Below are 12,506 nucleotides of genomic sequence, written 5' to 3' on the forward strand. Positions count from 1 at the left end.
TGTTACTAAAATTCTCTAGATGACGATAGCATTTTGCGAAGTAGCGCCTTAAATTTCTTGAAAATATGAGTCTTTAACTCTAAGCTGAAACATATATTTAACAAAAGGCTTTAGCAATGCAATTTGATTTACCAGTTATAATCGATATTGAAGCTTCAGGTTTTGGACGCGGAAGTTATCCTATTGAAATAGGGCTGGCATTGCCAAATCAAGTAAGGTACTGCCGATTAATTAAACCACTTGAGCATTGGACGCACTGGGATAAAAACGCTGAATCTGTTCATCATATCTCCAAGAATTTACTGTTTTGTAAAGGGGGTGAAGTACAACAAGTGGCATTAGAGCTTAATCAATTATTGCAGGGGAAAACGGTTTATTCTGATGCTTGGGGGCATGATTCAAGCTGGTTAGGATTGCTATTTGAAGAGGCGGGTATGGTCGCTCAGTTTAAATTAGAAAGTATTGTTTGCTTGTTGTCTGATGCTCAGCAAGCCATCTGGCATACCAGTAAACTAGAAATTTTGAAACGTAATCCAGAGCCTCGACATCGGGCCAGTAATGACGCTGCTTTAATTCAGAAGACGTTTGAAGAAACTTTATATATCACAGATCCTTCTCAGGCGGCTAAAATGATCCGTGTGGCTTAAAAGTATATCTTCTTTATATTAAATGAAATAAAACTAAAAAGCCCTGAAAAACAGGGCTTTATCTAAGATAATCTGTACGGACAACGACTGATTAATCAATACTTCTTAATAAACCATTGATACCCACTTTAGAAAGGGTCTTAGCATCAACTTTTTTCACGATAACAGCTGCATATAAGCTGTATTTTCCACATTTAGAAGGTAAAGAGCCAGATACTACTACTGAGCCGGCAGGGACGCGTCCGTAGTGGATCTCTCCAGTTTCACGATCGTAAATACGAGTGCTTTGACCAATGTATACACCCATCGAGATAACAGAACCTTCTTCAACCACAACACCTTCAACAATTTCAGAGCGTGCGCCGATAAAACAATTATCTTCAATGATTGTTGGGTTTGCTTGTAATGGCTCTAAAACACCACCGATCCCAACACCACCAGATAAATGAACATTTTTACCAATTTGTGCGCATGAACCTACAGTTGCCCATGTATCAACCATTGAGCCTTCATCCACAAATGCACCAATGTTTACATAAGAAGGCATTAATACCGTGTTCTTTGCAATGCAAGAACCGCGACGAACTGTTGCAGGCGGGACAACACGAACACCTTCAGCTTTGAATTGCTCAGCTGTATAGTTGGTATATTTTAATGGTACTTTATCGTAATACTGAGTTTCACCGCCATCAATAGGTGCGTTGTCATTAATACGGAAAGATAATAATACTGCTTTTTTAAGCCACTGATGAACAACCCATTCACCTGAGATTTTTTCCGCTACACGCGCTTTACCACTATCGAGTAAGTTTATAGCTTCTTCGATTGCTGAACGAACATCGTCAGCAACATTGGAGGGAGTGATATCCGCGCGATTTTCAAACGCAGTTTCGATAATATTTTTAATATCAGACATAATTTATCTCTTATTTGAAGGGTTAATTTTTAATGCAGCAACCAACTGAGTCGTGACTTCAGATTTTTCTTCGTCAGTTAGCGACTCACCAGAATTATTTGTTAACACAAAAAAATCTTCTGCTCGTTCACCAATTGTTGTGACTTTAGCTGCATGTATCGTAATATTGTTGTCAAAAAATACTCGGCCAATTTTAACCAGTAAACCTGGGGTATCAAGCGCTTCTAGTTCCATCATGCTGCGTTTGTCGTTTTTATGCTCAACCCAGGTGATTTTAGTGGGTACATGAAACTGTTTTATTTGCCTTGGGATGCGATTAGGTACGCTGGGTTCACCGTGCTGCGCAACCGCTTCATTTATCGCATCGTATATATCTTTAAAGCGTTTTTTACCGGCTTGATTGCCTTCTTCTTCCAAAACGATCAAGGTATCCAGTGCAAAACCATTTTTAGTATTCATGATATTGGCATCATGGATATTGAAATTTTTTCGATCTAACGCAGAGCAGATCGAGGCAAACAAATAGTCTCTGTCTTTGACATAAACAAATACCGCTGTGCCACCAACATGTGCTTGATTAGACACAGCTACAGCAAAATTATCATGACCATTGGTTAATATTGTTTGAGTGTGCCAAGCAATTTGCTGCGCATTGTACCTTAAAAAGTATTCACTTGGCATATTTTGCCACAATTTGACAAGCTGATTGGGATCTAGCTTTTTATTCACCAAAATTTCCAAAGCATTGTCACGCTTTTCTTTTTCCTGTAACGCGTTTGCAACCGGTTTTTCCAAGCCACTACGAAGTGCGTTGAGTGTCGCGGTGTAGAGCTGTTTTAGTAAAGACGCTTTCCAATCATTTAATAAATTGGCATTTGTTGCACGTATGTCCGCCAGCGTTAAAGCATAGAGCAGATTTAGATGGGTTTCATCTTGTACTCGATCACAAAATTCATAAATAACTTGCGGGTCGTTGATATCTTTACGCTGCGCTACAACAGACATCAGCAAATGGTTTTCCACGAGCCACGCGACTAAGTCTGCATCGGTTGCAGAAATATTATGTAATTTACAAAAATTACGAGCTGCGACGGCACCTAATTCTGAGTGATCGCCACCTTTGCCTTTACAAATATCATGATAAATAGCGGCTATATATAACAGCTCCATTTTTGGATAATTGTTACAGATAGCGGAACAGCGAGGAAATTCGTCTTTATAATCTTTTTGAGTGTAACGGTATATGTTACGTATTAAGCGATGCGTATGTTCATCAACTGTATAGCTGTGAAATAGATCAAACTGCATTAAACCCACAATGTGAGCCCAATCGTGACAATATACAGCCATCACACCATGCTTGTGCATCAAATTCCAGCTGACGCCAAAAAAATCTGGATGTTTTATCAACTTGATAAAGCGTTCACGGCATGCTTCTAATTGACATAACTCGAGTGTTTCATATTTGCGTCTGGCATTTCTCAGTAATCTAAGTGTCAGCGAGTGTAACCCTTCAATTTTACGATTTTCGGTTATCAACATAAACATATCTAAAATACCGGCAGGCGTTTCAAATACGTCTTCATTTCGCGCTTTAATCAGGCCGTTGGTAATTTCAAAATCAGTGTTGAGGCGTTTGCGTTTCCATGGACGAAAGCGGGTGACAAACTCATCTGCAAAGTATTGCAACAAAACCTGATTTAACTCACCAACGCGCCGCACGATGACAAAGAAGCGTTTCATCATAGTTTCAACCGCTGCTTTGTCATCTCCGTAACCTAATAAATTAGCAACCGCAGGTTGATGTTCGAATAACAAGCGATTTTCGCTGCGACCGGCAACCATGTGTAAAGCAAATCTCATATGCCATAAAAATTCACGGCAGTCTTGTAGCTCACGCAGTTCTTCGGTGGTCATAAAATCATGGTTAACCAGTTGGTTGCCATCAAACACTTTGTAGTGCTTTTTGGCAATCCAGCCAATGTTTTGAATATCGCGTAAACAACCAGGATTTTCTTTGATGTTAGGTTCTAAATTATAGCTGGTGTCATTGAACTTTTTGTGTCTTAAATTTTGCTCCTCAGATTTTGCCTTGAAAAACTTAACACTGGGCCAAAAGGCTTTAGAATTCACTTTTTTAGTTAATTCGTTAAAGAGTTTTTCATCACCTGCAAGTAGGCGAGCTTCCAATAAATTGGTCGCAATGGTTATGTCTTCTTGCCCTAAAGTTATTGTTTCTTTTAAGGTTCTGACGCTTTGTCCAATATCTAGGCCTAAGTCCCAAAGCGCCGTAATAAGTTGGCTGACTTTCTGCTGGCAATCTTTATCTATTTCATTCTTTGATAAAATCAACAAATCAATATCTGAGTGCAGATTAAGGTGGCCTCGTCCATAACCTCCAACAGCTGCCAAGGTGATTTCTTGTGTTTTATCAAGTTCGAGAATTCTCCATAATTTTCGTACCAAATTGTCGATAAAAAATGCCCGCCCCAGAACCAATTTTGCAATAGGCTTGTTAGTGAACTCTTCTTGTAACCAAAGGTGATATTCGTCTACTTTTTTGCGCAGCTCGCTGATATCGGCTAAAGAAGTCACATTTTTTATCTGCTCAAGGTAATACTGTTGATTGCTCACAAATTGTCCCGTTTATCTTATACGCTCAATGGTCTCGTCACTGCGTAAAGTTAAAATTTCACAGCCTGTTTCTGTTACTAGTAAAGTATGCTCCCATTGTGCGCTTAAGCTTCGGTCTCGCGTGACGACCGTCCAATCGTCTTTTAAGACTTTGGTATTGCGCTTGCCGGCATTAATCATAGGTTCAATGGTGAGGCACATACCCGCTTGTAACACTTCACCTGTACCGGGTTTGCCATAATGCAATACTTGCGGCTCTTCATGGAACTCTCTACCGATACCATGGCCACAATATTCCCTAACCACTGAAAAACCTTCCGCTTCAGCATGTTTGGCAATAGCATAACCGATATCCCCTAAACGTGTTCCCGGTTTGACCATTTCAATACCAATATATAAACACTCTTGCGTGGTTTGCATGAGTCTTTCCGCTAATCGGGTTTTTAAACTGGATTCGCCAACCAAAAACATTTTACTGGTGTCACCGTGATATCCATTAGGGTGCATATTATCCGCTGAATCCTCATCAAACCTGACGGTTACGTCAATATTGATAATGTCACCATCTTTAAGTTGTTTGTCGTTGGGAATGCCATGACACACAACATGGTTTACCGAAGTACAAATTGATTTTGGGAAACCGTGATAATTTAACGGCGCAGGATATGCCTTCTGCACATTGACTATGTAATCATGACAAATTTGATTCAATTCGTCCGTCGTGATGCCTTTTTGGACATGTGGACCAATCATTTCTAACACTTCAGCAGCCATCTTGCCGGCAACTCGCATTTTTTCAATTTCTTCTGGGGTTTTAATTTTTACACTCAAGCTGATGCCTCTAACATGTTTTTTAAGGACAAACTTATTTATAAATTGTCGTTTTAGGCCTTCTATGGTATAAAGCGCGCCGACAATTCGCAAATGAATTGTTATATTGATTAACTAAATAACACACACATACTGCAACGTTGTCCGGGGTGCCAATTAAATTTGGTCGGTCACAGCGTGTATGTGGAGGCTCAACCCCAACTAAATGAGGAAAATTATGCCAAACGTATCTATGCGCGACATGCTTAAAGCAGGTGTTCATTTCGGTCACCAAACCCGTTACTGGGAACCAAAAATGAAACCTTACATTTTTGGTGCGCGCAATAAAATTCACATCATCAACTTAGAAAAAACTGTACCTTTATTCAACAGCGCTTTAAATGAATTATCTAAAGTTGCTCAGCGCAAAGGTAAAATTTTGTTTGTTGGTACTAAGCGTGCTGCTGGCGAAGCAGTTAAAGAAGCCGCTTTAAAATGTGACCAGTATTATGTAAACCACCGTTGGTTAGGTGGCATGCTAACCAACTGGAAAACTGTGCGTCAGTCTATTAAACGTTTAAAAGATCTTGAAACACAAAGTCAAGACGGTACTTTCGACAAGTTAACCAAAAAAGAAGCTTTAATGTTAACTCGCGAAATGGAAAAATTAGAGTTGAGCTTAGGCGGTATCAAAAACATGGGTGGTTTACCAGACGCTCTGTTTATTATTGATGCTGATCACGAGCACATTGCTATCAAAGAAGCAAATAACTTAGGTATCCCAGTTATTTCTGTTGTTGATACTAACTCTAGACCTGACGGTGTTGATTTTGTAATTCCGGGTAATGATGATGCTATCCGTGCAATTCAATTATATTTAAACGCTGCAGCTGATGCGGTTAACGAAGGCCGTGAAAGCAATTTAGAAGTTCAAGCAGAAAAAGACGGTTTTGTAGAAGCTGAATAATTCTGCTGTAACAACTGCTATTTACTGTTAAACGGGGGCTGATTGCCCCCGTTTATTAAAGGCGATTATATAAACGAGGATAAATTAAGATGGCAATTACTGCTGCTCTAGTTAAAGAACTTCGTGAGCGCACTGGCGCTGGCATGATGGATTGTAAAAAAGCTTTGGTAGAAACAAATGGTGATATCGAAGTTGCAATTGAAAATATGCGAAAATCTGGCCAAGCGAAAGCGGCCAAAAAAGCAGGTAACATTGCTGCTGAAGGTACCATTATCATTAAGCAAAATGATGGTGTCGCTGTATTAGTAGAAGTTAACTGTCAAACAGATTTCGTAGCTAAAGATAAAAATTTCTTGGCTTTTGCAAATGAAGCAGCTGACGCTGCAATTGCTTCAAAAGTAACAATTGAAGAATTGCAAGCTAAATTTGAAGAAGCTCGTGTTGCATTAGTGACTAAAATTGGTGAAAACATCAATATTCGTCGCGTAGAATATGTTGAAGGTGCAAATCTTGCGCATTATACGCATGGCGATCGCATTGGTGTTGTAGTTGCTGGTGAAGGTGATGCTGAAACACTTAAGCACATTGCAATGCACGTTGCTGCAAGCAAGCCTGAATACGTCAACCCTGAAGATGTTCCAGCTGACGTAGTTGAGAAAGAGAAAGCGATTCAAATCGATATCGCGATGAATGAAGGCAAGCCTGCTGAAATCGCTGAAAAAATGGTTATTGGTCGTATGAAGAAGTTTACTGGTGAGGTTTCTCTAACTGGTCAAGCATTCATCATGGAACCAAAGAAAACTGTTGGCGACTTTCTTAAAGAGAAAGGCGTAAGCGTTTCTACTTTCGTTCGATTAGAAGTTGGCGAAGGTATCGAGAAAAAAGAAGAAGATTTTGCTGCTGAAGTTGAAGCGCAAATGGCTGCTGCGAAAGGCCAATAATTATCCAATTAAGCCGCGCTTGTCGCGGCTTCTTTTTGTTATTAAATGGAAAACGCTATGAATCCTAAACCTGAATATCGACGTGTACTGTTAAAATTAAGTGGTGAAGCATTAATGGGTGATGAAGGCTTTGGCATCGACCCTAAAGTATTAGATAGAATGGCTCAAGAAATCAAAGAGCTGGTTGAGCTTGGCGTACAGGTTGGCATCGTAATAGGTGGTGGAAACTTATTTAGAGGTTCTGGCTTAGCTAAAGCGGGAATGAATCGAGTAGTCGGCGATCACATGGGTATGTTGGCAACAACCATGAACGGCTTAGCAATGCGTGATGCGCTGCACCGTGCCTATGTGAATGCGCGTCTAATGTCAGCCATCGAATTAACAGGTGTATGTGATACCTATAATTGGGCTGAAGCGATTAGTTTGTTAAAAGCGGGTAAAGTCGTCATATTTGCTGCCGGGACGGGGAACCCATTTTTTACAACGGATTCTGCGGCTTGTTTACGTGGTATTGAAATAGAAGCTGATGCAGTTTTAAAAGCAACTAAAGTAGATGGCGTATTTTCAGATGATCCTGTAACCAATCCAGATGCAGTATTACTTGATAAATTGACTTATCAAGAAGTGCTTGAAAAAGAACTAAAAGTGATGGACTTAGCTGCATTTACACTTGCGCGCGATCACAGTTTACCAATTCGTGTATTTAACATGAATAAAGCAGGTGCGTTAAAAAATGTTATCATGGGCGAAGAAGAAGGCACGCTGATAGATCACGCTGAAAATTTAAATCCACCCAGTTTATAAAAATAGGAATTGAAACCATGATAAACGATATAATTAAAGACGCTGGCGAGCGTATGGGTAAAAGCTTAGAGGCTTTAAAAAGCCAATTAGCAAAAATTAGAACAGGCCGAGCACATCCAAGTCTATTGGACACAATTGTTGTTCCTTATTATGGCGTTGATACACCGCTCAATCAGGTTGCTAACGTGACAGTTGAAGATTCTCGTACATTAGCGTTAAGTGTCTTTGATAAGTCATTAATTCAACCTGTAGAAAAAGCCATTATGATGTCAGATCTGGGTCTTAACCCTTCATCAGCTGGCACTATGATTCGAATTCCATTACCACCATTAACTGAAGAGCGTCGTAAAGATCTCGTTAAAATTGTGCGTGCAGAAGCTGAAGGTGGTCGTGTTGCAATCCGCAATATTCGCCGCGATGCAAATTCTGATATCAAAGGCTTATTAAAAGATAAAGACATCAGTGAAGATGAAGCTAAAAAAGCAGAAGATGATATTCAGAAGGTGACCAACGAGAACATTAAAGAAGTTGACACCATATTAGCTGCCAAAGAAAAAGAATTAATGGAAATTTAATTAACGCCTCCTCGGAGGCGCCTTGGTTATACATGACTACAGTTTTAGATACGATAAAAAAAATACACCCTGAGGCGTTTCCTAAACATGTTGGTATCATTATGGATGGCAACGGACGTTGGGCTAAGCAACAGGGCAAGCCTCGCACATTTGGTCACAAAGCTGGAGTAGAGTCAGTTCGTACTGCAGTACGCTTTGCTCAACAGCATCATATTGAAGTATTGACACTTTTTGCTTTTAGCAGCGAGAACTGGAAACGACCCGAGCAGGAAGTTTCAGTTTTAATGGAATTGTTTATGTATGTCTTAACAAAAGAAGTTAAGCGTTTGCATAAGAACAATGTTCGTCTGAAGGTGATAGGTGACTTATCTCGTTTTAATGAACGTTTACAAAAAAAGATTGCAGAGTCTCAAGCATTAACTGCCGACAATGATGGACTGGTACTTTCTGTCGCAGCGAATTATGGTGGGCGTTGGGATATCGCACAATCCGTTAATCAATATTTACAGCAATCTGGTAAAAATTTTATTGATGAAAAAGACATAGATAAGTTCATCAGTCTATCTGAATTCGCGCCTTTGGATTTAATCATTAGAACCGGTGGCGAACAGCGCATCAGTAATTTTTTATTATGGCAAGCCGCATACGCGGAGTTTTATTTTACGCACGAGCTTTGGCCGGATTTTAGAGAAGAAAGTTTTGCAAAAGCTGTGCATTGTTTTGCAAACCGTCAAAGACGTTTCGGGCTGACAGGAGATCAGGTTGAAAGCACTGAATAATAATAAGGTAGAAAAGTCGAGTACATTAAAAAAACGTATATTGACTGCATTGATTCTTCTTCCTTTGGCATTGGTTGCCATCTTTGAATTAAATTTAACTTGGTTTGCCGTTTTTACCGCCATTGTATTATCTATTGGGGCGTGGGAGTGGGGGCCTTTTATCGGTTTTTGCAATAAAAGGCGCAGAATTGGCTTAATGGTTGTACTGTTAGGTTCAATGTTTGCGTTTGCCTATTCAACCGGATTAGTTACCAGCGGTAAATTTGATTTGTATCATCAGGCGATTGAAGCCGCTTTATGGATAGCGCTGATTTGGTGGCTTATAGCCCTAGTTTTAGTCTTGAGTTATCCAAAATCAGCACGACATTGGCGAAGCGAACGTTGGGTCAAAGGTGGATTCGGTTTATTAACCTTGTTGCCTACATGGTTAGCGATCAACCTAATTCGAGGCTACGAATATCACAATGATAGCCAATATGGTGCTTGGTTACTGTTATATGTAATGGCATTAGTTTGGGCGGCGGATATCGGTGCTTATTTCGCTGGCAAAGCATTTGGTAAACGTAAATTAATGCCAAACGTTAGTCCGGGTAAAACCATTGAAGGTATGTTTGGCGGTGTTGTTGCTAGTTCAACACTGATATTTTTAGTATTACAGACGCCTTTATTTATCGGTCACAATGGCTTACATGTTGTTTTGGTTTCATTAGCTGTGGTCTTTAGCTCTGTATTAGGAGATTTGTTAGAGAGCATGTTAAAACGTCAGGCTGGAATAAAAGACAGTGGCACTATATTACCTGGGCATGGCGGTATTTTAGACAGAGTTGATAGTTTAACTGCTGCGCTACCCGTTTTTAGTTGTTTATTTTTCTATGCATTTTAAATGAATTCACTCACTATTTTAGGTTCTACAGGCTCTATAGGCTTAAGCACGTTAGAGGTTGTTCGTAATAACCCTGGAAAATTATCTGTCTTTGCTTTAGCAGCAAATACAAATGTAGATTTAATGCTAGAGCAATGCATTGAGTTTAAACCAGAGTTTGCGCTGATGGTTGATCCTCAAGCTGCGAGTTTATTGCAAGCAAAGTTAAAACCCCTTCAATTAGATACCGAAGTGTTAACGGGCTCCGATAATATGTGTGTCTTGGCGAGCGACGATAAAACACATACATTGGTCGCCGCCATCGTTGGAGCGGCAGGGTTATCGTCTACTTTAGCGGCCGCCCAAGCGGGTAAAAAAATCTTATTGGCAAACAAAGAAGCTTTGGTGATGTCGGGTCAAATCTTTCTTGATCAAGTTAAAGCGCACGGTGCTGAATTGCTGCCTGTAGACAGCGAGCATAATGCTATCTATCAAAGTCTGCCTCTTGATTATCAGCAAGGCTATTTACACAAAAATATTCGAGACTATGGTGTTGACGCTTTAATTTTAACAGGCTCCGGTGGTCCGTTTTTAAAAACGCCATTAGTCGAACTCACCGAAAAAACACCAGAGCAAGCATGTAACCATCCAAACTGGTCAATGGGACAAAAAATTTCTGTTGATTCGGCGACAATGATGAATAAAGGTTTGGAGTTAATAGAAGCTTGTTGGCTTTTTGGGGTACAACCTGACTTTATTGAAGTATTAATACACCCCCAGTCGGTTATACATTCTATGGTAAGGTACTGCGACGGGTCGATCTTAGCTCAATTGGGTGCGCCTGATATGAAAACGCCCATAGCGCATTGTTTAGGCTTTCCTCAACGAATTCATTCGGGTAGTGCCCATTATGATTTTATTAACGGACCTGCTTTTGAGTTTACCGCACCAGATTATCAAAGGTTTCCAAATTTGAAATTAGCCAGTGAAGCATTTGCTTACGGTCAGGAAGCAACGACCGTTTTAAGCGCTGCGAACGAAGTGCACGTCGCAGCATTTTTACGAAAGCAAATTCAGTTTACGGCTATTGCAGAATTAAATGCGAAAATACTTGAAAAATATCAGCCTTCCGCAGTTTCTGATATTGACAGTATTTTGCAAATTGATCAGTATGCACGCGTTTTAGCAACCGAGGGTTTAAGTTAATGGGTGCATTGTGGAATATTTTTTCCTTCATTATTGCAATCGGCATCTTAGTCACCATTCACGAGTACGGGCATTACAAGGTTGCTCGGTGGTGTGGCGTAAAGGTGTTAAAGTTTTCGATCGGGTTTGGTAAGCCATTATACAAATGGCTGAATAAAGAAGGTACCGAGTTTGTTATTGCCGCCATCCCATTGGGTGGCTATGTGCGTATGTTAGATGCGCGTTTAGACGACGTACCTGAGCATGAAAAGTCGCAAGCATTTAATTATAAAACGGTACAACAACGTATTGCAGTGGTTGCCGCTGGTCCATTAGCGAATTTATTATTTGCGATTGTTGCTTTGTGGGGGATGTATCTAATTGGAGTGCCGGAAGTTCGCCCGGTAATAAAAGAAACGGTTGCACAATCGCCAGCTGCGCAAGCAGGTTTACATAACGAAGCTGAAATAGTCTCGATTAATGGTCATCCAGTCACAACCTGGCAGCAGGTGAATATTGAACTAATGGATGCGCTTGGCGAGTCTTCTTTGCAATTGGCAGTCCTACCTCAGAATCAATCATATCAAAAAAACTATACTATCGACCTAAAAGACTGGACGGTCGATCCTGAGAAAGGCAATTTGATTTCTGAATTGGGGATCGTGCCTTTTAGACCTGAAATTTTACCTGAATTGGCGCATGTAGCAGAACAGAGCCCAGCGGCAAGCGCAGGTTTGCAAAAAGGCGATAAAATTTTGTCTTATAATCAGGGGCGCGCCTTTGATTGGCAGGAAATGTCATCCTGGATCCGTGAAAACCCGGGTCAAACGGTTAATCTGGAGATTGAGCGCAATGGCGTACCATTGGAACTTTCCGTCACAATAGGCGTCAGAGAACGCAATAACCAGCAAGAAGGTTATTTAGGTGTTGCTCCAACTTTGGCTGAATGGCCGCAAGCCTATCGTTTTCATATGCAATTTGGCATATTAGATGGATTAGTTGAAGCGACACAAAAAACATGGCGATTAATCACTTTGAGCTTTTCGATGATAGAGAAGCTATTAACAGGGGATGTATCATACAAGTCATTAAGCGGACCTATTTCTATTGCACAGGGAGCAGGGCAATCTGCAGGGCTTGGTGTTGTATACTTTTTAAGCTTTTTAGCGTTAATCAGTGTCAATTTGGGGATTATTAACCTATTACCGCTTCCAGTACTTGATGGTGGCCACTTAGTTTATTACCTTATAGAGTTTGTAAGTGGTAAGCCAGTGCCAGAGCGGGTACAGGAGATAGGTTTCAGAATTGGGGCTGTCATCATTTTTTGTATGATGAGCGTAGCCATTTTAAACGATTTATCTCGTTGGTAAGATATAAACTTGAGTT

Annotated in this window: 12 protein-coding genes; 9 read left to right on the forward strand and 3 right to left on the reverse strand. The window is 40.4% G+C overall.

Annotated features, from left to right (window positions below; translation table 11 throughout):
* Positions 1-116 precede the first annotated feature (116 nt).
* Positions 117-647 carry a 3'-5' exonuclease family protein gene (locus FNT16_RS14530; protein ID WP_143872253.1) on the forward strand — a complete coding sequence of 177 codons (531 nt, stop codon included), beginning with the start codon at positions 117-119 and terminating at the stop codon, positions 645-647.
* Between the two features lie 91 nt (positions 648-738).
* Here FNT16_RS14530 and dapD read toward each other — a convergent pair whose 3' ends face one another.
* Genes dapD through map form a run of 3 tightly spaced genes read right to left on the reverse strand, consistent with a single transcriptional unit; the run spans position 739 to position 5,028 of the window.
* Positions 739-1,563 (reverse strand): 2,3,4,5-tetrahydropyridine-2,6-dicarboxylate N-succinyltransferase, encoded by an 825-nt coding sequence (gene dapD / locus FNT16_RS14535; protein WP_143872254.1) that lies wholly within the window; start codon positions 1,561-1,563, stop codon positions 739-741.
* Positions 1,564-1,566: 3 nt separating this feature from the next.
* The gene (glnD, locus tag FNT16_RS14540) at positions 1,567-4,197 is read right to left on the reverse strand and encodes a [protein-PII] uridylyltransferase (RefSeq protein WP_143872255.1); all 2,631 of its coding nucleotides are present in this window, start codon (positions 4,195-4,197) and stop codon (positions 1,567-1,569) included.
* A 12-nt stretch (positions 4,198-4,209) separates the two neighbouring features.
* Positions 4,210-5,028: a type I methionyl aminopeptidase gene (gene map / locus FNT16_RS14545; protein WP_143872256.1), complete on the reverse strand. Its 819-nt coding sequence runs from the start codon at positions 5,026-5,028 to the stop codon at positions 4,210-4,212.
* Positions 5,029-5,245: 217 nt separating this feature from the next.
* Here map and rpsB point away from each other — a divergent pair, with 217 nt between their 5' ends.
* The 8 genes from rpsB to rseP all read left to right on the forward strand — a co-directional run bounded on the left by rpsB (position 5,246) and on the right by rseP (position 12,490).
* Positions 5,246-5,974 carry a 30S ribosomal protein S2 gene (gene rpsB / locus FNT16_RS14550; RefSeq protein ID WP_143872257.1) on the forward strand — a complete coding sequence of 243 codons (729 nt, stop codon included), beginning with the start codon at positions 5,246-5,248 and terminating at the stop codon, positions 5,972-5,974.
* Positions 5,975-6,063: 89 nt separating this feature from the next.
* Positions 6,064-6,915 carry a translation elongation factor Ts gene (gene tsf / locus FNT16_RS14555; RefSeq protein WP_143872258.1) on the forward strand — a complete coding sequence of 284 codons (852 nt, stop codon included), beginning with the start codon at positions 6,064-6,066 and terminating at the stop codon, positions 6,913-6,915.
* A 57-nt stretch (positions 6,916-6,972) separates the two neighbouring features.
* Positions 6,973-7,719, forward strand: coding sequence for a UMP kinase (pyrH, locus tag FNT16_RS14560; protein ID WP_185976607.1), 747 nt, complete (start codon positions 6,973-6,975; stop codon positions 7,717-7,719).
* A gap of 17 nt (positions 7,720-7,736) precedes the next feature.
* Complete coding sequence (gene frr, locus FNT16_RS14565; protein WP_143872260.1) at positions 7,737-8,294, forward strand: ribosome recycling factor; 558 nt, start codon at positions 7,737-7,739, stop codon at positions 8,292-8,294.
* Between the two features lie 32 nt (positions 8,295-8,326).
* The gene (gene uppS / locus FNT16_RS14570; RefSeq protein ID WP_143872261.1) at positions 8,327-9,073 is read left to right on the forward strand and encodes a polyprenyl diphosphate synthase; all 747 of its coding nucleotides are present in this window, start codon (positions 8,327-8,329) and stop codon (positions 9,071-9,073) included.
* Positions 9,057-9,956, forward strand: coding sequence for a phosphatidate cytidylyltransferase (locus tag FNT16_RS14575; protein WP_143872262.1), 900 nt, complete (start codon positions 9,057-9,059; stop codon positions 9,954-9,956). Before uppS ends, FNT16_RS14575 begins: the two co-directional genes overlap by 17 nt.
* Positions 9,957-11,141 carry a 1-deoxy-D-xylulose-5-phosphate reductoisomerase gene (gene ispC / locus FNT16_RS14580; protein WP_143872263.1) on the forward strand — a complete coding sequence of 395 codons (1,185 nt, stop codon included), beginning with the start codon at positions 9,957-9,959 and terminating at the stop codon, positions 11,139-11,141. It begins immediately after the preceding gene.
* Entirely contained in the window at positions 11,141-12,490 is a 1,350-nt protein-coding gene (gene rseP / locus FNT16_RS14585; protein ID WP_143872264.1) for a sigma E protease regulator RseP, read from the forward strand. The genes ispC and rseP overlap by 1 nt, the downstream gene beginning before the upstream one ends.
* The last annotated feature ends 16 nt before the right edge of the window (positions 12,491-12,506 follow it).

The sequence above is a fragment of the Catenovulum sediminis genome (assembly GCF_007289895.1).
Classification (GTDB): domain Bacteria; phylum Pseudomonadota; class Gammaproteobacteria; order Enterobacterales; family Alteromonadaceae; genus Catenovulum; species Catenovulum sediminis.